Source organism: Marinobacterium aestuariivivens, assembly GCF_042661465.1.
Lineage (GTDB): Bacteria > Pseudomonadota > Gammaproteobacteria > Pseudomonadales > Balneatricaceae > Marinobacterium_A > Marinobacterium_A aestuariivivens.
This window is the reverse complement of sequence record NZ_JBHSWE010000001.1, coordinates 4,164,611-4,185,247: the sequence shown is the minus strand read 5'-3', so window position 1 is coordinate 4,185,247 and position 20,637 is coordinate 4,164,611. Positions and strand designations below refer to the sequence as shown.

General features: G+C 61.2%; 16 protein-coding genes, 1 tRNA gene and 3 pseudogenes. 11 read left to right on the top strand and 9 right to left on the bottom strand.

Translation table 11 applies throughout. From position 1 onward, the window contains the following. Positions 1–40: 40 nt before the first annotated feature. Complete coding sequence (locus tag ACFQDL_RS21890; protein WP_379913249.1) at positions 41–139, top strand: hypothetical protein; 99 nt, start codon at positions 41–43, stop codon at positions 137–139. A gap of 39 nt (positions 140–178) precedes the next feature. On the opposite strand, the gene dnaQ is transcribed toward ACFQDL_RS21890, so the two are convergent. The 3 genes from dnaQ to ACFQDL_RS21875 are packed head-to-tail and all read right to left on the bottom strand — an operon-like array spanning position 179 to position 2,102. Beyond that, entirely contained in the window at positions 179–895 is a 717-nt protein-coding gene (dnaQ, locus tag ACFQDL_RS21885) for a DNA polymerase III subunit epsilon (RefSeq protein WP_379910857.1), read from the bottom strand. 4 nt (positions 896–899) lie between these two features. Continuing rightward, positions 900–1,280, bottom strand: coding sequence for a ribonuclease HI (gene rnhA, locus ACFQDL_RS21880; protein ID WP_379913247.1), 381 nt, complete (start codon positions 1,278–1,280; stop codon positions 900–902). Positions 1,281–1,325: 45 nt separating this feature from the next. Then, complete coding sequence (locus ACFQDL_RS21875) at positions 1,326–2,102, bottom strand: class I SAM-dependent methyltransferase (RefSeq protein WP_379910856.1); 777 nt, start codon at positions 2,100–2,102, stop codon at positions 1,326–1,328. 167 nt (positions 2,103–2,269) lie between these two features. On the opposite strand from ACFQDL_RS21875, the gene ACFQDL_RS21870 reads away from it, so the two are divergent. From ACFQDL_RS21870 to ACFQDL_RS21835, 8 genes and pseudogenes are all read left to right on the top strand, one after another. Continuing rightward, positions 2,270–2,815 (top strand): MBL fold metallo-hydrolase, encoded by a 546-nt coding sequence (locus ACFQDL_RS21870; protein WP_379910855.1) that lies wholly within the window; start codon positions 2,270–2,272, stop codon positions 2,813–2,815. Then, on the top strand, positions 2,713–3,042 hold the full coding sequence (locus ACFQDL_RS21865) for a hydroxyacylglutathione hydrolase C-terminal domain-containing protein (RefSeq protein WP_379910854.1): 330 nt from the start codon (positions 2,713–2,715) through the stop codon (positions 3,040–3,042). The genes ACFQDL_RS21870 and ACFQDL_RS21865 overlap by 103 nt, the downstream gene beginning before the upstream one ends. Positions 3,043–3,147: 105 nt before the next feature. Continuing rightward, positions 3,148–4,500: a LysM peptidoglycan-binding domain-containing protein gene (locus tag ACFQDL_RS21860; RefSeq protein WP_379910853.1), complete on the top strand. Its 1,353-nt coding sequence runs from the start codon at positions 3,148–3,150 to the stop codon at positions 4,498–4,500. 9 nt (positions 4,501–4,509) lie between these two features. Continuing rightward, positions 4,510–4,758 carry a hypothetical protein gene (locus ACFQDL_RS21855; RefSeq protein WP_379910852.1) on the top strand — a complete coding sequence of 83 codons (249 nt, stop codon included), beginning with the start codon at positions 4,510–4,512 and terminating at the stop codon, positions 4,756–4,758. Positions 4,759–4,860: 102 nt separating this feature from the next. Continuing rightward, positions 4,861–6,717, top strand: a complete 1,857-nt coding sequence (locus ACFQDL_RS21850) for an extracellular solute-binding protein (RefSeq protein ID WP_379910851.1) — start codon at positions 4,861–4,863, stop codon at positions 6,715–6,717. Continuing rightward, positions 6,717–7,807 (top strand): annotated as a pseudogene (locus ACFQDL_RS21845) (microcin C ABC transporter permease YejB). Before ACFQDL_RS21850 ends, ACFQDL_RS21845 begins: the two are co-directional and overlap by 1 nt. Further along, a pseudogene (locus ACFQDL_RS21840) lies at positions 7,807–8,837 on the top strand (ABC transporter permease). The pseudogenes ACFQDL_RS21845 and ACFQDL_RS21840 overlap by 1 nt, the downstream one beginning before the upstream one ends. Before the next feature lie 43 nt (positions 8,838–8,880). Beyond that, the gene (locus tag ACFQDL_RS21835; RefSeq protein WP_379910850.1) at positions 8,881–10,476 is read left to right on the top strand and encodes an ABC transporter ATP-binding protein; all 1,596 of its coding nucleotides are present in this window, start codon (positions 8,881–8,883) and stop codon (positions 10,474–10,476) included. A 406-nt stretch (positions 10,477–10,882) separates the two neighbouring features. Here ACFQDL_RS21835 and ACFQDL_RS21830 read toward each other — a convergent pair whose 3' ends face one another. The 5 genes and pseudogenes from ACFQDL_RS21830 to nfuA form a co-directional block, all read right to left on the bottom strand. Further along, on the bottom strand, positions 10,883–12,775 hold the full coding sequence (locus ACFQDL_RS21830) for a SurA N-terminal domain-containing protein (RefSeq protein ID WP_379910849.1): 1,893 nt from the start codon (positions 12,773–12,775) through the stop codon (positions 10,883–10,885). Positions 12,776–13,245: 470 nt separating this feature from the next. Beyond that, positions 13,246–13,322, bottom strand: a tRNA-Asp gene (locus ACFQDL_RS21825). Between the two features lie 26 nt (positions 13,323–13,348). Then, positions 13,349–13,624: an HU family DNA-binding protein gene (locus ACFQDL_RS21820; protein WP_379910848.1), complete on the bottom strand. Its 276-nt coding sequence runs from the start codon at positions 13,622–13,624 to the stop codon at positions 13,349–13,351. A gap of 134 nt (positions 13,625–13,758) precedes the next feature. Beyond that, positions 13,759–16,188 carry an endopeptidase La gene (lon, locus tag ACFQDL_RS21815; protein WP_379910847.1) on the bottom strand — a complete coding sequence of 810 codons (2,430 nt, stop codon included), beginning with the start codon at positions 16,186–16,188 and terminating at the stop codon, positions 13,759–13,761. Between the two features lie 292 nt (positions 16,189–16,480). Beyond that, a pseudogene (gene nfuA, locus ACFQDL_RS21810) lies at positions 16,481–17,072 on the bottom strand (Fe-S biogenesis protein NfuA). A gap of 167 nt (positions 17,073–17,239) precedes the next feature. Between nfuA and ACFQDL_RS21805 the strand changes: the two are divergent. Continuing rightward, a complete protein-coding gene (locus ACFQDL_RS21805; protein WP_379910846.1) occupies positions 17,240–18,568 on the top strand; it encodes an MATE family efflux transporter in 1,329 nt (442 codons plus the stop codon). Between the two features lie 76 nt (positions 18,569–18,644). Further along, complete coding sequence (locus tag ACFQDL_RS21800) at positions 18,645–19,814, top strand: cation:proton antiporter domain-containing protein (RefSeq protein WP_379910845.1); 1,170 nt, start codon at positions 18,645–18,647, stop codon at positions 19,812–19,814. Positions 19,815–20,024: 210 nt separating this feature from the next. On the opposite strand, the gene mepK is transcribed toward ACFQDL_RS21800, so the two are convergent. Beyond that, entirely contained in the window at positions 20,025–20,585 is a 561-nt protein-coding gene (gene mepK / locus ACFQDL_RS21795) for a peptidoglycan L,D-endopeptidase MepK (protein ID WP_379910843.1), read from the bottom strand. Positions 20,586–20,637 lie beyond the last annotated feature (52 nt).

Genomic DNA, 20,637 nt, shown 5'->3' with positions numbered 1-20,637 from the left:
AACCCGTTCCTGCTGCTTTCAACCCGGCGGCCCTGGCCCCCTGATCCGCCTGTCCTACGGCACCATGGTAGTGATGGCCCTGCCCTATACGCTGGTGATGAGCACCGTGGGCTTCGTGATGGTCTGGACGTCGCTGTAAGGAACGTTACGCGTGACACGTGACACGTTACGCGTCACCTCAACCCTCTTCTTCCAGCTGCTGCCACAGCGAGGGGCCGCCGCTTTTCTTGGCCAGCAGCGCCAGAAAGGCCTGATGGGCGTCCTGCTCCTCGGGACTGGGCTCGACCACCCTGAGATTGTACTGTCCCGCTTCGATGCGCCGAATGCGGGTTTCGCCGCCGTCGTCCTGTTCGCTGTCCTCGCCCGTATCGAGCTTGAGCTGGCCGCCCGTCAGCGCCAGATAGACGTCCGCCAGAATTTCGGAGTCGAGCAGTGCGCCGTGGAGTTCACGATGGGAGTTGTCGATGCCGTAACGCTTGCAGAGGGCATCGAGATTGTTCTTCTGGCCCGGATGCTTGCGCCGCGCCACCATCAGCGAGTCGGTCACGCGACAGAGAGACTTGACGCGCTCGGGGCTGCCGTTGCGCTCGAACTCGGTATCGATGAAGCCGACATCGAAGGCCGCGTTATGGATGATCAGTTCGGCGCCGCGGATGAACTCGATGAACTCGTGCATCACTTCGACGAACCGGGGCTTGTCCTCGAGAAACTCGTTGGTGATGCCGTGAACCTCGATCGCCTCCTGATCGATCTGGCGATCCGGCTTGATATAGCGATGGTAGGTGCGTCCGGTCAGCTTGCGGCCGATCATCTCGACACAGCCGATCTCGATTATGTTGTGCCCTTCGGCCGGTTCCAGACCCGTGGTTTCGGTATCCAGTACGATCTGTCGCATCTGCTCACTTACCCTGAAGTTGTTCGACACCCTTGTTCGCCAGCGCATCGGCGAGCTCGTTTTCCGGGTGGCCGCTGTGTCCCTTGACCCAGTGCCATTGCACCTCGTGCCGGGCCACCTCTTCGTCGAGCCGCTGCCAGAGGTCGGCATTCTTGACCGGCTGCTTCGAGGCGGTTTTCCAGCCATTGCGCTTCCAGTTGCGCAGCCACTCGGTAATGCCCTTGCGCACGTACTGGGAATCGGTGGTCAGACGTACCTTGCAGGGGCGCGTCAGCGCCGCCAGCGCCTCGATCGCAGCCATCAGCTCCATGCGGTTGTTGGTGGTGTTGCGCTCGCCACCGCAGAGCTGTTTCTCCTGGTCTCCGTAGCGCAGCACGGCCCCCAGCCACCGGGACCCGGGTTGCCCTTGCAGGCGCCATCGGTGAATATCTCAACGTTTTTCACGACAATGCTTTCCTCGCGCAGTTGCCTCCGGAAGGGGCAGACTGATCAGCTTTCGGCGGCGCCACTCCGGCTGAATCGGCGTCATGCCGACAACGTCCTTGCGCGCCACCATCAACACGAAAGCGCCATGGTTGCTGCGCCCGGGTTTGCCGAAACGCTCCAGGCCACGGAACCGCTGGCGCCATTTCCGCCCGGCGAAGGGCGGCAGAAAATAATCGCTGACGAGTTTAACCTCGGTCAGCTCCACCAGGCTCAACCAGTCGCCCAGGCGCCAGTGACTGATAAAGTGGCCGCACCAGGGCACATCGGAACGACGCCGGCACAGGCGGTGGTACAGTCCCCAAAGGCTCAGCGGATTGAAGCCCAGAATCAACAGATGGCCGCCCGGGCGCAGGACCCGCGCAGCTTCACGCAACACCTGATGCGGGCTCTGGGCGAAGTCGAGCGCATGGTGCAACAGCACCACATCGAGACTGTTTTGCTCGATCGGCAGCTCTTCGTTGGCGGCGATAATGCTGTTCTGACCCAGCCCAAGCTCCAGCGCCGGCGCAACGATGAACTTGTGCGATACCGGGCTGCTGTCGAAGAGACAGATCTGACTGTCGATGCCCAGCTGCAGCAGGTGATAACCGAACAGGGTAGGCAACAGCCGCTCGATCTGCGCCCGCTCGGCCTCGAGCAGCTCCTGACCCAGTTCGGTCTGAAACCAGGTCCTCAGGGCCGGAATCAATTTGTGCAGCGGCGGCTGTGGACGAAATTTCATCGCTGGAACGGCAATCGGCTTGGGGACGCCCATGTTAACGCGAAAGACTCAATAAGTCCCAAGCGAACAGCAAACGGTTAACAGTAAAAACAGCAGACATTAGCTCAGCTTTCGGTAAAAAATGTACCATTGAGGTAACCTGTATCGCGTATTCAACGAGGACCCGCATGTTTCAGACAACCCCCATTCCGGCTTTCAACGACAACTACATCTGGGCGCTGGCCGATGCTTCCGGGCAACAGATCGCCGTGGTCGACCCGGGCGATGCCGCCCCGGTGCAGCGCTACCTGAAGCAGCATGGCCTGAAGCTGGCGGCAATCCTGATCACCCACCACCATGCCGACCACACCGGCGGTGTCGCCGAACTCAGGCAAGCGTGGGAGGTGCCGGTCTTCGGCCCTGCAAGCTCGCCGTTCGGCGGCATCGACCGGCCTCTGAGCGATGGCGATACGGTCGCACTGTTCGGCCAGACACTGCAGGTCCGGGCAGTACCGGGCCATACCCTCGACCATATCAGTTATTTCAAGGCCGCCCCCGCCCCCAGCTGTTCTGCGGCGATACGCTTTTCCTCGCCGGCTGCGGCCGCCTGTTCGAAGGCAGCGCCGCCCAGATGCAGCAGGCGATGGATTACTTCCGCACCCTGCCGGACGACACGGAAGTCTATTGCACCCACGAATATTCGTTATCGAATCTGGCTTTCGCCGCCGCGGTAGAGCCGGACAACCGCGATATTCAGGCGGCGATCGACAGTTGCAAGGCGCTGAGGGCGGCCGGCAAGCCCACCCTGCCCAGCCTTATCGGCACAGAAAAACGCATCAATCCATTCATGCGCACGGCCACTGCAGCGGTGCGTGAAAGCGCCAGCCGGCGGGCCGGAAAGCCGCTTTCAGGGCCCGTCGCGACCCTCGCCGAGATCCGCGAATGGAAGAACCGCTACTGATCAAAGGTTGACCAATTGTGCCTTTGACCCATAGAATGCGGAAATTTTTAAGCGAATCAGATTGTTGACCTCATGAACCGAAAGCGCAACTGGATATCTATCGCAGTGGCGGGCATTCTGTTGTCCGGCTGTAATACCCTGACACCGAAACCCGGCGCCGGCGGTGAAGTCGTCGGCACCGCCGCCAGCCAGCACAGCGACCGGTTTGACTGGCGCGAAAGCAACAGGGTCAAAACCCCCGTGTCCCGGACCGCCGAAGCGCCGGAAGACCTCTGGGAACTGAGCCGCGAGCATTTCAAGCTCGACCTGACGCTGGACAACGAACGCATCGGGAAGCAGGTCAACTACTACAGCAAACACCAGGACTATCTGGATCGCGTAACGGATCGCGCCGAGCGCTATTATCACTACATACTCGGCCAGCTGATCGAGCGCGATATGCCGGCGGAACTGGCACTGCTGCCCATCGTCGAAAGCGCCTACGATCCCTTCGCCTATTCCCGCGCCCATGCCGCGGGGCCCTGGCAGTTCATCCCCGGAACCGCACGCCATTTCGGGCTGCGCAACTCCTGGTGGTATGACGGCCGGCGCGACATCGTCGCCTCGACCGATGCGGCACTGACCTACCTGCAGCAGCTCAACGAGCGCTTCGACGGCGACTGGCTGCTCACCCTGGCCGCCTACAATGCCGGCGGCGGCACCGTATCGCGGGCGATCAAGCGCAACAAGGCCAAGGGCCGCGCGACCGATTACTGGTCCCTGGACCTGCCACGGGAAACCAAGGCCTACGTACCGAAACTGCTGGCACTGGCGAAACTGGTCGAGGAACCGCAGCAGTACGGCATCAGCCTGAAACCGCTGGCGACCGATCCCTACTTCGCCATCATCGAGACCGACGGTCAGATCGAGCTCGATCAGGCGGCGAAACTGGCCGGCACCAGCGTCGAAGAGTTAAAACTCCTCAACCCCGGCTTCAGGCGCTGGGCAACCGACCCGGAGGGTCCGCACCGGCTGCTGATCCCGGTGGCCAGCGCCGACGACTTCCGCGCCAGGCTCGCCCGGCTGCCGGCCTCCGAGCGGGTGCGCTGGAACCAGTACAAGATCCGCCGCGGCGACTCGCTCTCGGTCATCGCCGCACGCTTCGACACCACCGCCGATGCGATCCGCCGTGCCAACAAACTCAAGGGCAACCGCATCGTCGCGGGCCGCACGCTGCTGATCCCCCGCACCGGTAAGCAGCCGGTCGATTTTGCCAGCCTGGAAACCGACACCCGGTCTATTGGCGGGACCCTGTCCTATCGCGTGCGCAGCGGCGACAGCTTCTGGAAGATCGCGCGCAAGCACGGTGTCGGCGTCAAGGATCTGGCGCGCTGGAACAAGATGACGCCACGCGATCCGCTCAAGGTTGGTCAGCAGCTGACACTCTTCGTCGGCGGCATCGACGGCAGCGACTCCTGATCCGCAACCATGGACCTGACCGCCATCCTCATCATCGCCGTGGCCACCGCCACGGCGATCGCTTTCAAGGTCTTCGTCTACAGGCGCATTGGCGCCTGGATGGACCGAGACCTGATACAGGGCCTCTCGGCCGGTGACAGCGAGCGCCGGACCTGGCTCGAGCAGCACTACCGGCAGCTGCGCGCCGAAGGCCTCTCCCGCCGCAAGGCACAGGCGCGGCTGCAGCAACTGGCCGAAGGCTCAGCCCCCTCTGACTGAAGCCTGCCGGGAATGATTTCCCGCTGACACTGTCATAGACGGTTCCATAAGCGACAAGTGACTGATATAACAGTCATAATCTCGCGGAGGTGACGGAGCACTATGACCAGACTACGCAAGCCCTTCCGACTGCTGACGGCCGCCCTGCTGAACGCCTGGCTGGTCGCGACGGGCCCGGCACTGGCCGAAACGAGCCAGGCCCCGGAAACCCGCCACGGCATCGCCATGCACGGCGACCTGAAATACCCCGCCGGTTTCGGCCATTTCGATTACGCCAATCCGGACGCCCCCAAGGGTGGTACCCTGAAACAATGGGCCCTGGGCACTTTCGACAGCTTCAACCCCCATATCATCAAGGGCAGCCCGGCCGACGGCATCGGCCTGCTCTACGACAGCCTGATGGAAAAATCGGACGACGAGCCCTTTTCGGAGTATGGGCTGCTGGCCGAAACGGTCACCCTGCCCGATCATCGCCAGTGGGTCACCTTCAAGCTACGCGAAGAAGCACGCTTCAGTGACGGCGAACCGGTGACAGCCGAGGATGTCATCTTCACCTTCGACATTCTGCGCACGCAGGGCAGCCCCTTCTACGCCGCCTACTATGCCGACATCGAAAAGATCGAGGCGCTCGACGAGCGCACCGTCAAGTTCAGCTTCAGTGCCGAGAACAACCGGGAACTGCCCTTGATCGTCGGCCAGGTCGGCATTCTGCCCAAACACTACTGGGCCGGACGCGACTTCCAGAGCCCGTCACTCGATATTCCGGTCGGCTCCGGACCCTACCGCATCGCCGGATTCGAGGCCGGCCGCTCGGTCACCTTCGAGCGACGGCCCGACTACTGGGGCCAGCACCTTGCCATCAAGCGTGGCCGCCACAACTTCGATACTATCCGCTACGACTACTACCGCGACGCCACGGTAGCGCTCGAGGCCTTCAAGGCCGGCGAGTACGATTTCAGGCTCGAGACCTCCTCCAAGGAGTGGGCCACCGGTTATACGGGCCCGGCCTTCGACGACGGTCGCATCCAGAAGCAGGAACTGCCCAACGGCAACCCCACTGGCATGCAGGCCTTCATATTCAATACGCGTCGCGACAAGTTCGCCGACCCGCAGGTACGCGAGGCCCTTGCCTATGCATTCGACTTCGAGTGGACCAACCGCAACATCTTCTACGACGCCTACACCCGCACTCACAGCTTTTTCTCGAACTCTGAAATGGCGGCCGACCGGCTTCCCGACGAAGACGAGCTGAAGCTGCTGGAGCCGTTGCGGGACCAGGTCCCGCCCGAGGTGTTCACCCAGGTTTATCGCGCCCCGACCACCGATGGCAGCGGCAACGTCCGCACCCAGCTGCGCAAGGGCATGCGCCTGCTGCAGCAGGCCGGCTGGACGTTCAGCAACAACCGCCTGGTGAACGGCGAAACCGGTGAACCCTTCCGTTTCGAGATCCTGCTGGTACAGAAGGAGTTCGAACGGGTGGTGGCACCCTTTATCCGCAACCTCGAACGCATGGGCGTGGGTGTCGACATCCGCATCGTCGACGTATCCCAGTACATCAACCGCCTGCGCAGCTTCGACTTCGACATGGTGGTCGGCTCTTTCCCGCAGTCCAGTTCACCGGGCAATGAACAGCGCGACTTCTGGCATTCGGAACTGGCCAACCAGCCCGGCACCCGCAACCTGATCGGCATCCGGAATCCGGCGGTCGACCGCCTGGTCGATAAGCTGATCGCCGCACCGGACAGGCACAGCCTGGTGGTGGCGGCCCGCGCCCTGGACCGGGTGCTGCAGTGGAACCACTACGTCATCCCGCAGTACCATATCGCCACCTGGCGTATCGCCTACTGGAACAAGTTCGGCATGCCCGGGACAAGACCCGTCTACGATCTCGGACTCGATACCTGGTGGGCACTGGATGCGGCCAGAAACACGGCCGACAGCGGGGAGAGCACGCGCTGATGGGCGCCTACATCCTGCGCCGGCTGTTGCTGATCATTCCGACACTGCTGGGCATTCTGGCGATCAATTTCATCATTATCCAGGCCGCCCCCGGCGGCCCTGTCGAGCAGACCATTGCCCAGCTGGAAGGCATCGGTATCGGTGCCACCAGCCGCATCGGCAGCGGCATCCAGAGCGACGTCGTACAGAGCGGCGGCAACGGCGACAGCCGCTACCGCGGCGCCCAGGGGCTGGACCCCACACTGGTGGCCCAGATAGAGAAACTCTACGGTTTCGACAAGCCGGCCCACGAGCGCTTCTGGCAGATGCTGAAGAACTACCTGGTGTTCGATTTCGGCCGCAGCTTCTACAGCGACAAACCGGTAACCGAGCTGATCCTGGAGAAAATGCCGGTGTCGATTTCGATCGGACTCTGGACCACCCTGCTCACCTACCTGATCTCGGTGCCCTGGGCATCAAAAAGGCGGTGCGTGACGGCACCCCCTTCGATGTCTGGAGCAGCAGCGCCATCATCATCGGCTATGCGATTCCGAACTTCCTGTTCGCCATCCTGCTGATCGTGCTCTTTGCCGGCGGCACCTATCTCAACTGGTTTCCGCTGCGGGGCCTGACGTCACCGAACTTCGACGAACTGTCGCTGCTCGGCAAGGTCGCCGACTATTTCTGGCATATCAGCCTGCCGGTACTGGCGTCGGTGATCGGCAGCTTTGCCACCCTGACAATGCTGACCAAGAACTCCTTCCTCGACGAGATCAACAAGCAATATGTACTGACCGCCCGGGCCAAGGGGCTGAACGAAAATCAGGTACTCTACGGCCATGTATTCCGCAATGCCATGCTGCTGATCATCGCCGGCATGCCGGCGGCGCTGATCGGCATCTTCTTCACCGGCTCGATGCTGATCGAGGTGATCTTCTCCCTGGACGGCCTCGGCCTGCTAGGTTACGAGGCGGTGATCAACCGCGACTATCCGGTGATTTTCGGCACCCTCTACATCTTCACGCTGATAGGCCTGCTGCTGAAACTGATCAGTGATATCACCTACGTCATCGTCGATCCCCGGATTGACTTCGAGAGTCGGGAGGGGTGATGCAACTGAATCCCGTCAACCGCCGCCGCCTCGAAAACTTCCGCGCCAACAAGCGCGGCTACTGGTCGCTCTGGCTGTTCCTGGCACTGTTCCTGCTGAGCCTGGGCGCCGAACTGATCGCCAATGACCGCCCGCTGCTGGTCGAGTACCGGGGCGATCTCTACTGGCCGGTACTGGAGGACTACAGCGAGACCCGCTTCGGCGGCGAATTCGAAACCCTGGTCGACTTCAAGGACCCCTATATAGAGGATCTGATCGTCGACCAGGGGCAGGGCTGGATACTCTGGCCGCCGATCCGCTACAGCTACGACACCATCAACTACGATCTGGCGATGCCGGCCCCCTCCCCACCCAGCGCTGAAAACTGGCTGGGAACCGACGACCAGGGCCGCGATGTGATGGCGCGGGTGATCTACGGCTTTCGCATCTCGGTACTCTTCGCCATCGTGCTGACACTGGCCAGCTCCGTCATCGGCGTGGCCGCCGGCGCGGTCCAGGGCTATTACGGCGGCAAGATCGACCTGCTGTTCCAGCGTTTTATCGAGATCTGGTCGGGTCTTCCAGTGCTCTTCCTGCTGATTATCCTGTCCAGCCTGGTGCAACCCAACTTCTGGTGGCTGTTCGGCATCATGCTGCTGTTTTCCTGGATGCAGCTGGTCGATGTGGTGCGGGCCGAGTTCCTGCGCGGACGCAATCTGGAGTACGTGCGCGCCGCCCGCGCCCTGGGCCTCAGCAGCCGGCTGATCATGTTCCGCCATATTCTGCCCAACGCGATGGTCGCCACCCTGACCTTCATGCCATTCATCTTCAACGGCTCCCTGGTCACCCTGACGGCGCTGGACTTTCTCGGCTTCGGCCTGCCGCCCGGCTCGCCCTCGCTGGGGGAACTGGTCGCCCAGGGCAAGGCCAACCTCCATGCCCCTGGCTTGGCATCACGGCCTTCTTCTCGCTGGCGCTGATGCTGACACTGCTGATCTTTATCGGCGAAGCGGTCCGCGACGCCTTCGATCCGAGGAAAATCCAGCCATGAAGCCGACCCGACCGCCGGTGCACCGGTCTCAGGAGCAGCGCACATGAGCGACGCCCTCGTCAGAATCAGCAACCTTTCGGTACGCTTCGAACAGGAGGGACGGAGCGTCGATGCGGTGCGCAATATCAGCCTCGAGATTCCGGAGGGCAAGACCCTGGCACTGGTGGGCGAGTCCGGCTCCGGCAAGTCCGTGACGGCCATGTCGCTGCTGCGCCTGCTGCCCTACCCCCGTGCCAGTCACCCCAGCGGCAGGATCTACTACCGCGATGAGGAGCTGCTGAGCGCCGATGAGGCGCGCCTGCGCACCATCCGCGGCGATCGCATAGGCGTCATCTTCCAGGAACCGATGACCTCGCTGAACCCGCTGCATACGATCGAGAAACAGATCGGCGAAACCCTGCTGCTGCACAAGGGCCTGAAGGGGATCCATGCCCGGCGCCGCATCCTGGAGCTGCTGACGCTGGTCGGCATTCCGGATCCGGCATCGCGCCTGGCCAGTTATCCGCACGAACTGTCGGGCGGTCAGCGCCAGCGCGTGATGATTGCGATGGCGCTGGCCAACGAGCCGGAACTGCTGATTGCCGACGAGCCCACCACTGCGCTGGACGTCACCATCCAGGAACAGATACTCGAGCTGCTGGCACGGCTGCAGCGGCAACTGGGCATGGCGATCCTGCTGATCACCCACGACCTCAATATCGTCCGCCGCCACGCGCACCAGGTCTGCGTCATGTACCGCGGCGAGATCGTCGAGCAGGCTCCGGTCGAGCGGCTGTTCGGCGCGCCACAGCACGACTATACCCGCAAGCTGCTCGATGCCGAGCCGTCGGGGACGCCGATCGAGGCAAGCTCCGACAGCACGGCCATCGTCGAGGCCGACAACCTGAAGGTCTGGTTCCCTATCCGCAAGGGGCTGCTGCAACGGGTAAGAGGCCATATAAAGGCGGTCGACGGCATCTCGATACGGCTGCCCCGGGGGCAGACCCTCGGGATCGTCGGCGAATCCGGCAGCGGCAAGACCACCCTCGGCATGGCAATCCTGAGACTGATCCAGAGCGAGGGCCCCATCCGCTTCGACGGCCAGCCCATCGACACCCTCAGGCAGAAGCAGATCAAGCCACTGCGACGCCAGATGCAGGTGGTGTTTCAGGACCCCTACGGCAGCCTGAGCCCGCGCATGTCGATCGGCGATATCGTCAGCGAAGGACTCCAGGTTCACGGCATCGGCGACACAGCGCAGGAACAGGAACGGCTGATCATCGAGGCGCTGCAGGAGGTCGGCCTCGACCCCGACTGCCGTCACCGCTATCCCCACGAATTTTCCGGTGGCCAGCGCCAGCGCATCGCCATCGCCCGCGCCCTGATCCTGAAACCGCGGCTGATTATTCTCGATGAACCGACCTCGGCCCTCGACCGCACCGTCCAGAAGCAGATCGTCGAGCTGCTGCGCGAGCTGCAGCGCCGTCACAACCTGAGCTACATCTTCATCAGCCACGACCTGGCGGTGGTACGCGCACTGAGCCATCAGTTGCTGGTGATGAAGCAGGGGCAGGCGGTGGAACAGGGCGAGGCCGGGCGGATCTTCGCCCAGCCGGAAAATGCCTATACCCGGCAGTTGCTCGAGGCGGCATTTGCATAAGGCGTGAGGCGTGAGGCGTGAGGCGTGAGGCGTGAGGCGTGAGGCGTGAGGCGTGAGGCGTGAGATTGTAGGATGGGTGGAGCGTAGCGCAACCCATCACCGCGCCAGCGGACACCAATCGATCTGCAATACGATCGATATGGCGGGTTGCGGCGCGGTTGGAATCCGTGGCAAACGGAAGGACCTGCCGGAGTCGCGCCTTTACCCACCCTCCGGTCGGTGCCTTCGAAAACCACAAAAAGGTTCATCGCGCTTTATCGGGAAATTGTTGTAGGGTGCTGGTAAGCGAAGCGCACCGCACCGAATGGCTGCGATGAACCACAAAAAGGCGATCCCCGGGGATCGCCTTTTTTGTTTGCGGCTCTAGCTTGCAGCTTGCCGCTTCAAGCCTGCAGCTGCCTCTCCATCAGTTGATCTCGATCTCCGCGGTGCCCTTGAGCGCACGGACGAGATCCTGATAATCCTGCTGTCCCTGCCGGTTGGCCAGAAAACCCCGCATGGCCCGCTTCTCCTCATCGCTCAGCGCTTGCGCTTCGGGCGAGTGGACAGCATGCAGCGCGAGGATTGCCTTGCCGCCCGATGCAAGCTCGACGGCGCCATAGCTGCTGGCATCGGCGGCGGGATGAGGCATGCGGAAGAGTTCCGCCCGGACCTCCGGCGCCAGCTCCTGACTGGTACGGGCCACCTCGGTCAGCTCGTTGAGCGGCTGACCCGCCTCGGTGGCGACATCGCTCATGGTGCCGCCCTGCCGCAGCCGGGCCAGCAACTCGCCGACGCGCTCGTCGAGCCTCTGGGCCGCCTTCTCGTCGACCAGCTCCAGACGGATCTCCTCGGCGACCTCGTCGAGTTCGAGCTGACGCGGCACCAGGTGTTCCTGCACTCTGATCACCACGCTGCGGCCGGCATCCAGCTCGATAGGCGTGCTGTTGACGGCGTCGTTGATCAGCTCATCGGAAAAAGCCGCGGTTACGACACGGCTATTGGCCGTGACGGCATCGCTGCCACCATTCCGGGAGAAGGGTTCGCTGGTCTGAATCTCCAGTCCCAGCTCATCGGCCGGCTCTGCCAGCGTGCCCGAGGAGAACGACAGGTCGGCCAGCAACTCCAGCTGTTCGACATAACGGCTCTCGGCCTTCTGATCGATGAGCTGCTGCCGCAGCTCTTCCTGCACCGACTCGAACGACGGCGGCTCTGTCTGCTCGATACGCCCCAGTTTGATAAGGTGATAACCGAACTCGGTACGAACCGGCTGGGATACCTCGCCTTCGTTCAGTGCGAAGAGCGCATCCTCGAAAGGCCCGACAAATACGCCCCGGCCGTTCAGGCCCAGATCGCCGCCAGCAGCGGCGGAACCAGGATCGTCGGAGTGCTCCTGGGCCAGCGCGGCGAAGTCGGCACCCGCTTCGATCTGCTGCCGCAGGTCCTGCGCCTCAGCCTCTGCGGCGGCCGCATCACGGTCGTCATTGATCTCGACCAGAATATGGAAAGCCTGACGCTGCTCGGACGACGCGAATCCGGCCAGCATCTGCTGATACTGCCCCTGCATTTCGGCGTCGGTGACTTCGATGCCCTCCGCCAGGTCGGCCTTGTCCAGCAACAGGTACTGGATGCGTACCTGCTCCTCGGTCTGGTACAGGGATTTCTGGGACTCATAGCGCTGCGCCACTTCCGATGGATCGACCTCGATCGCGTCCCTGATCGGTGCGATCGGCAGCTCGAAATAGCTCAGATCCCGGGTCTGACGGTCCAGCTGCATGAGCTGCTCGAGCTGACTGTCGGTGACAAAAGCCGACAGGCTGTAGCCGGCGCGCTCCTGCTGAATGAGCGTTTCCTTGCGCAGATAGTCGCGATAGGTCAGCGGCGTCAGTCCAACGGTTCGTAGCACCGCCTCGAACTGGTTGCGGTCGAACTTTCCATCGAGCTGGAACTCGGGCGTGCCGACTATCGCGCTGTCGATCATCTGCGGCGAAACCGCCATCCCCTGCTCCTGCGCCGACTGCATCAGCACCGACTGCTCGACCAGATCGTCCAGCACCATGGTACGGATCAGATTGTCATCCAGCGCAGCCGGATCGGCATTCTCACCCATCTGCGCCAGAATCTGCCGACGCTGCAACTCGACCGCCCGAAACAGTTCCTGCTCGCCGATCTCCTGACCGTTGACGCTGGCCGGCGCATTACTTCCGCTGGTCAGGCTCACGAGCGACTCTACGCCGAAAAGCGCAAAGGTGACGATAATCAGGCCCACGATTATTTTCGCGACAATACTTTGGGAGTTATCCCGGATGGACTGCAACATGCTGAATCCAAAAATCAGATAGACAAAAGTAAAAAAAGCGCATTCAGCCGAATGCGCTTTTTCTCTAGTCGCGGATCGACAGACACCTTAACCTGTTCGAACCACTCCCGCAAAAACGGCTGATCAACAACCAGCCCCGTTTTCGCGCGTCAAACCGGACGCGGAGTTCACCAGTGAATTTCGCACCCTTTTGGCCAAAAAATGAACAGTCGGCATTTTTACCATTCATTTTCCGTGCCTGATATTACCATTAAAACTGGCGGAACGGACGGGACTCAAACCCGCGACCCGGACCTGTGGAGAGATGACAGGCAGGTATTCCAGCCTTTCTCTCTCCTTGCTTTTACTTCGCTTTTACTTCATTAAAGCTGGCGGAACGGACGGGACTCGCACCCGCGACCCGGACCTGTGGAGAGATGACAGGCAGGTATTCCGACCTATCTTCTCTTCAACTTCTCACTTTAAAAAGCTGGCGGAACGGACGGGACTCGAACCCGCGACCCCCTGCGTGACAGGCAGGTATTCTAACCAACTGAACTACCGCTCCGTGTTTTCTTTACTCAGGCGATCCGCTTACTTGTTGACCGCGTCTTTCAGAGCCTTACCGGGCTTGAAGGTCGGCAGAGTGGCTGCAGCGATTTCGATCGGCTTGCCGGTCTGCGGGTTGCGACCCGTACGGGCAGCACGCTCTTTGACACCGAAGGTGCCAAAGCCAACCAACGCAACCGATTCGCCTTTCTGCAGCGCACCGGTGATGCTTTCCAGCGCAGAATCCAGTGCACGGCCAGCGGCTGCCTTCGGAATGTCAGCAGAAGCTGCAATAGCATCAATCAGTTCAGACTTATTCACGATGTTCCCCTTGAATCCAATCGTTAGTTCTTATCTACCGTAATCTATGCCCAGCACGATGATCAGGCACTTTATACCAACTGGCAGAAACGGCTGTCAAGCAGACACCACGCGGTTTCTGCCATTGCCGGCCCTTAATGCGTCTTTATCTGACCGGGCTCTTCAGTGGTTGTTTTTTTATCGGCCGAAACGCTCTCTTTTAGCTCTTTTTTGATCGGTTTGGGCTGATATTTCAACGCGACCTCAAGAACCTCATCGATCCATTTCACCGGCTTAATTGCAAGATCCGCCTTGATATTATCAGGAATTTCCTTCAAATCCCGCTCATTTTCCTGCGGAATGATGACGGTGCGGATACCGCCACGGTGCGCGGCCAACAGCTTTTCCTTCAGACCGCCGATCGGTAACACCTGTCCACGCAGGGTGATCTCGCCGGTCATGGCCACATCGGCCCGAACAGGGATGCCCGTCAGCACCGACACCAGCGCGGTACACATGCCGATACCCGCACTGGGGCCGTCCTTCGGCGTTGCCCCTTCCGGCACATGGATATGAATATCCTGCTTTTCGTGGAAGTCCGGTGCAATGCCGAGACTTTCGGCGCGATTGCGCACCACGGTCAAAGCCGCCTGAATGGACTCTTTCATGACTTCACCGAGGCTGCCCGTCGTGACCTGGCGCCCCTTGCCCGGCACCACCGCGGCTTCGATGCTGAGAATATCGCCGCCGACCTGGGTCCAGGCCAGCCCGGTTACGTGACCGATCTGGTCCTGCTCCTCTGCAACGCCGAAGTTGTACTTGCGCACGCCACTGAAGTGCTCGAGCTCGGCCCCGGTAATCACCAGCGTTTTGCCCTTGTGCTCGCCCAGGGAGAGCTCCTTGACCACCTTGCGGCAGATCTTGGCGATCTCGCGCTCCAGACCACGCACACCGGCCTCGCGGGTGTAGTAGCGAATCAGATGAACGATCGCCTCGTCTGCGATCTCGACCTCGCTCGACTTCAGGCCGTTTTGCTTCATCTGCTTGGTGATCAGATACTTGCGGGCGATATTGAGTTTTTCGTCCTCGGTATAGCCCGGCAGACGGATGATCTCCATGCGGTCCAACAACGGCCCGGGGATATTCATCGAGTTCGAGGTGCAGACGAACATCACATCGGACAAGTCGTAGTCCACCTCGAGATAATGGTCGTTGAAGGTGCTGTTCTGCTCCGGGTCCAGCACTTCCAGCAGCGCCGAAGCCGGATCGCCACGCTGGTCCATGCCCATCTTGTCGACCTCGTCGAGCAGGAACAGCGGGTTCTTGACGCCGACCTTGCACATCTTCTGCAACAGCTTGCCCGGCATCGAGCCGATATAGGTGCGACGGTGGCCGCGGATCTCGGCCTCGTCACGCACCCCACCAAGCGCCATGCGCACGTATTCGCGATTGGTCGCACGGGCGATCGAACGGCCAAGGGAGGTCTTGCCGACCCCCGGAGGCCCGACCAGACAGAGAATGGGACCCTTGAGCTTGCGCACCCGCTTCTGTACCGCCAGGTACTCGAGAATGCGGTCCTTGACCTCCGCCAGGCCGTAATGGTCCTCGTTGAGGATCTTTTCGGCCCGTTTCATGTCGTGACGCACCTTGGAGCGCTTGGCCCAGGGAATCTGCAGCATCCAGTCGATATAGCCGCGCACCACCGTGGCTTCGGCGGACATCGGCGACATCATCTTGAGCTTGTTGTACTCGCCCAGGGTCTTGTCGTAGGCCTCTTTGGGCATGCCGGCGGCATCGATACGGCGTTTGAGCTCTTCCATATCGTTGGTGCCGGACTCGTCGAGGTCGCCGAGTTCCTTCTGAATGGCCTTCATCTGCTCGTTCAGATAGTACTCGCGCTGACTCTTCTCCATCTGCTTTTTGACACGGCCGCGGATGCGCTTCTCGACCTCGACCAGATCGATTTCGGACTCCATCAGCGCCATCAGGTGCTCGAGGCGCTGGTGGTTGTCGAGCATTTCGAGAATGCGCTGCTTTTCCTCCAACTTCAACGACATATGCGCCGCGATGGTATCGGCAAGGCGGCCGATATCGTCGATGTTCTGCAGCGAGGTGAGCACCTCGGACGGGATCTTCTTGTTGACCTGAATAAAGCGTTCGAACTGATCCAGCGCGGTGCGCTTGTAGATCTCCGCTTCCTCCGGGCTCATCTCCTGAACCTGCAGCACCCGGACCTCGGCCGTGAAGCGATCCTCGTACTGCTCCAGCCGCTCGATCTGCGCCCGGTAATCCCCCTCGACCAGCACCTTGATGGTGCCATCGGGCAGTTTCAGCATCTGCAGCACCGAAGCCACAGTACCGATCTGGAACAGGTCCTCGGCGGCGGGCTCGTCGTCGGACGCATTCTTCTGCGCCACCAGCAGGATTTCCTTGTTGTGCTCCATGGCCGCTTCCAGCGCCTGAATCGACTTCTCGCGACCAACGAACAGCGGAATGACCATATGCGGATATACAACGACGTCGCGCAGTGGCAAAACCGGAAGCTCAATGGTTACAGCATCCTCTTTTGCTTCAAACTGATCCATGATGGATGTTGCCTCTCTGCAGTGCACCCGCCTCTGACGCTGGCGGACGCTTAAACCTTTTGAATAGCGGTAATACTGTTCAATGGGGCCCCTGTCTGAAAAAACAAGCGACGCTTTGAAAAAAACCGCATGCCGGACGGCCGTGGGCTGAATATGGGGGCAGGAAGCCGAAACGGCCGGCGGAAAAATCGGCTCCCGACATCTGGATACTGATTTCGTTATATCAGCATAGCGGGGGCAGAACAATGAGGGATTCGACGGGCGGGGACGGCGGCCCCGCCCGGATTTCGGCTTACTTGTAGTACGCCTGATCCGTCACGCTGTGGTCCGTGACATCACGCACGCCGGCCAGGCCCGGCACCCGCTCGACAAGGGTGCGCTCGACGCCATCCTTGAGGGTCATGTCAACGGCGCTGCACCCCTGGCAGCCGCCACCGAACCGCAGAATCGCGATGTGGCCGTTTTCCTCTTCCACCAGCTCGACCAGTTTGACCTCGCCGCCATGGGACGCCAGCCCCGGGTTGATATCGGAATAGAGGATATAGTTGATCTGCTCTTCCATCGGACTGTCCGCCGAGACCTTCGGCACCTTGGCGTTCGGTGCCTTGATGGTCAGTTGCCCCCCATGCGATCTTCGGCGAAGTCGATCAGCGCCTCGTCGAGATACGGCAGGCTGTTGCGCTCCAGGTAGAAACACACCAGCTCCATCTCGAGCACTTCGTCATCGGCGATCACCTCGTCGGGCCGGCAATAGGCCAGACAGGTTTCGGCATAGGGGTGCCCGGCTGCGTCACGAACATGCGTACAGCGATGCCTTCGACGCCCTGCTTCTCCAGCAGGTCAGCCAGATACTTTTCAGCACTTTCGGTAACCGTCATATTCATGGGAAATCCAGGACTCCTAATTCGCTCGGGTCAATACCATTTAGTGCGAAGAATACACGCATTCCAATCCCGAGTAAATTGATCGGTTATTATCCTTTCTCCATCCTTCCGGGAAATCTGGTAGACTGCCCGCTTTCATTCGCCATGCCCGCCTTTTCCCGCACCCGATGAGCCAACAGGAACGCTTCAGGACCATTCTGACACTGGGACTGCCGATTATCGGCGGCATGCTGTCACAGAGCCTGCTCAACCTGGTCGACGCCGCGATGGTGGGACGCCTGGGTGGAAAGGCCCTGGCGGGCGTCGGCCTGGCCGGATACGCGAACTTCATCGCCATCAGTTTCGTCATAGGCCTGTCGTCGGCGGTGCAGTCGACGGTGGCACGGCGCTGTGGCGAAGGCCGTAACGATGAAGCCGCACGCCCGGTGAACTGGGGCATTATCCTGGCCCTGCTCATCGCCCTGCCACTGAGCCTGCTGTTCTCGAGCCACTCCGAGTACCTGCTCGGCCTCATGAGCCAGGACCCCGAAGTACTGGCCATCGCCAACGACTATTTCGATTACCGCATCGCCGCCATGGCCGCGGTCGGCGTCAACCTGTCGCTGCGCGGCTGGTGGAACGGCACCCACAGACCCATCGTTCATGTCCGCCTGCTGGTGCTGATGCACCTGCTCAATGTCGGGCTGAGTTTCGGGCTGATCTTCGGACGTTTCGGCCTGCCGGCCCTCGGTGCCCCCGGCGCGGGCCTCGGCACCAGCCTTGCGCTTTTCGCCGGATGTCTGCTGAATGCCCTGATGGTGTGGCGTGACGCCCGGCCGCACGGTTTCCTGCGCTGGCGCAACGGCGTCTCGTCGCTGGGCACCATGCTGCGGCTTTCGGTGCCCCATTCCGTGCAACAGCTGTTTTTCTCGCTGGCCATTGCCGTCCTGTTCTGGATTATCGGCCAGATCGGCACCGAGGAGCAGGCCATCGCCCACGTCCTGATCAATCTCGCGCTGTTTCTGATACTGCCAGGGGTCGGGCTCGGCATGGCATCGACCTCGCTGGTCAGCCATGCCCTGGGACGCAATCGCCCGACCGAGGCCCAGCAGTGGGGCTGGGACGTGATCAAGACCGCCCTGGCCATCATGTGCCTGCTCAGTCTGCCGATGTGGCTCGCGCCGGAACAGCTCCTGAGTCTCTTCCTGCAGGATCCGCAGCTGATCGACCAGGCCCGGCTGCCGCTGCAGATCACGGGTCTTGCCATCTGCCTCGATGCCGCCAGCCTGGTACTGACACAGGCGCTGCTGGGAGCCGGCGCCAACCGGCTGGTGATGCTGGTCTCGATCAGCGGCCAGTGGCTGTTCTACCTGCCGCTTGCCTGGCTGGTCGGCCCCCATTTCGGGTTTGGACTGACCGGCATCTGGCTGGTGCAGCTGGTACACCGCTGTCTCTCGTCGCTGGTATTCATCGGCATCTGGCGCAGCCGCCAGTGGGCCGAGATCCGCCTCGGCTGACCTCCGGGCCGGTACCGGTTCCCCAGCGGCCCCGAGTGTTTGTTACACTGCAAATCGCAGAACCAAGGAAAGCGCGATGGCGGAACAAAGTGTTGTATTCTCATTTTTTCTGATATTCACCGGTGCCGCGATTCTCGCCTCCGTCGCGCTGTACACCCGGCAGCCGATGCTGGTGGCCTATATCGTCCTGGGTGCGCTGCTCGGTCCCTATGGCTTCGGCTATGTCTCCGATACCCGGCTGCTCGCCGACATCTCCCATATCGGCATCATTTTCCTGCTGTTCCTGCTCGGTCTGGACATGCAGCCCAGCCATCTGCTGCATATGCTGAAAAAGGCCACCCTGGTGGCCATTTTCAGCTCGCTGATATTCATGGCCACCGGCTACGGCGTCGGTCTGGCGTTCGGCTTCAGTCAGACCGAAGCGCTGATCATCGGCGCGGCCCTGATGTTCTCGAGCACCATTATCGGCATAAAACTGCTGCCGACCACGGTACTTCACCACCGCCATACCGGTGAGCTGGTGGTCGGTCTGCTGCTGCTGCAGGATGTCGTCGCCATCCTGGTGCTGCTGCTTCTCTACAGCGGTCCGGGTGGCGAGAGCGGCCTGACCCAGTTCCTCAAGACGGTGGCGGCGCTGCCGTTGCTGACATTCGGGGCCATTCTGTTCGTTCGATACATACTGCTGAAACTGCTGCAGACCTTCGACCGCTTCCACGAATATATATTCCTGGTGGCGATCGGCTGGTGCCTCGGGATGGCAGAGCTGGCCCTGGCACTCGGGCTGTCGGCCGAGATGGGCGCCTTCGTCGCCGGCGTCACCCTGGCCACCAGCCCGATCTCGCTCTATATCGCCACCAGCCTGAAACCGTTGCGGGACTTTTTCCTGGTACTGTTCTTCTTCTCGATCGGCGCCAGCTTCAACCTGTCGCTGATCGAGCTGATCCTGCTGCCGTCGCTGGTGCTGTCGGTGCTGGTGCTCGTCATCAAGCCGGTGGTGTTTCGTTTCCTGCTGCAGCGCATCAGCGAGAGCAACAAACTGGCCTGGGAGATCGGTTTCAGGCTCGGCCAGACCAGCGAGTTCTCGCTGCTGATCGCCTACCTCGCGACCAGCGCGGCGATGATCGGCCAGGAGGCCTCCCATGTGATCCAGGCCACCACCATCCTGACCTTCCTGCTGTCGAGCTATCTGGTGATCTTCAATTTCCCGTCGCCGATCGCGGTCTCGGACCGGCTGCGGCGGGATTGATAGGTGACGGGTGACGGGTGACGGGTGACGGGTGACGGGTGACGGGTGACGGGTGACGGGTGACGGGGCGATCCTAACCGATGATGGGTGAAACGGCGCAACCCGGGATAACGCGTAGGGTGGAATGAGCCTGCGAATTCCACCGGGACTCTGACATCACCGGTGGAATTCGCACCTTCGGTGCTCATTCCACCCTACACGGCGCAATGATCAACCCCAGTGGCGTACCGGGCCGACATCGACATGGACGAAGTTGCTGCGGGCATAATAGCCAACGCCGCCTGACTTGAGCCGCAGTGCCATTTTGCGCACATCCTTCAGCGGGACGCCCGGCACCCGGATATCGATCGCCTTGCCCTGCATGTGGAAGCTCTTTTTCGCCACACCATTGCCGTTCTTGCGCAGCATCTCGTTGGTTTTCGGTGAACGGTAGCCCGAGATCACCTGGAACTCCTTGTTCAGACCGATATCGCGCTGCAACAGGTACAGCAGATCGAACAGTTGACGGTCCATTTCGATCGAGGTATCGGAACGGTGGTCGCGCAGCAGATGATCGACTTCCTTCAGGACCTCCGGCATATAGTGACCGTCAGCCCAGTAGACCGCCGTCAGCTTCTCGCCGGTATGGAGGTTATTGAGCGTCAGCTTTCGCTCAAGACCCGGGTTCTTGATCAGCGGCGCGCCGAAAGCACTGGTGCCCGCGAAGCCGGCGGCGGTCCCCGCCAGCGTTTTGATAAAGGATCGACGGTTCTGAACGATGCGATGCGGCATAAGAATAACGACCACCTGATGAACGACAACTGATTGAATTTCCGACAGTGAT

Bases quoted from the DNA above. Each gene is read 5' to 3' on its own strand.
- dnaQ (WP_379910857.1), bottom strand. From the start codon at position 895: ATGCGACAGATCGTACTGGATACCGAAACCACGGGTCTGGAACCGGCC.
- ACFQDL_RS21875 (WP_379910856.1), bottom strand. From the start codon at position 2,102: ATGAAATTTCGTCCACAGCCGCCGCTGCACAAATTGATTCCGGCCCTG.
- ACFQDL_RS21870 (WP_379910855.1), top strand. From the start codon at position 2,270: ATGTTTCAGACAACCCCCATTCCGGCTTTCAACGACAACTACATCTGG.
- ACFQDL_RS21865 (WP_379910854.1), top strand. From the start codon at position 2,713: ATGCAGCAGGCGATGGATTACTTCCGCACCCTGCCGGACGACACGGAA.
- ACFQDL_RS21855 (WP_379910852.1), top strand. From the start codon at position 4,510: ATGGACCTGACCGCCATCCTCATCATCGCCGTGGCCACCGCCACGGCG.
- ACFQDL_RS21850 (WP_379910851.1), top strand. From the start codon at position 4,861: ATGACCAGACTACGCAAGCCCTTCCGACTGCTGACGGCCGCCCTGCTG.
- ACFQDL_RS21835 (WP_379910850.1), top strand. From the start codon at position 8,881: ATGAGCGACGCCCTCGTCAGAATCAGCAACCTTTCGGTACGCTTCGAA.
- ACFQDL_RS21830 (WP_379910849.1), bottom strand. From the start codon at position 12,775: ATGTTGCAGTCCATCCGGGATAACTCCCAAAGTATTGTCGCGAAAATA.
- lon (WP_379910847.1), bottom strand. From the start codon at position 16,188: ATGGATCAGTTTGAAGCAAAAGAGGATGCTGTAACCATTGAGCTTCCG.
- ACFQDL_RS21805 (WP_379910846.1), top strand. From the start codon at position 17,240: ATGAGCCAACAGGAACGCTTCAGGACCATTCTGACACTGGGACTGCCG.
- ACFQDL_RS21800 (WP_379910845.1), top strand. From the start codon at position 18,645: ATGGCGGAACAAAGTGTTGTATTCTCATTTTTTCTGATATTCACCGGT.
- mepK (WP_379910843.1), bottom strand. From the start codon at position 20,585: ATGCCGCATCGCATCGTTCAGAACCGTCGATCCTTTATCAAAACGCTG.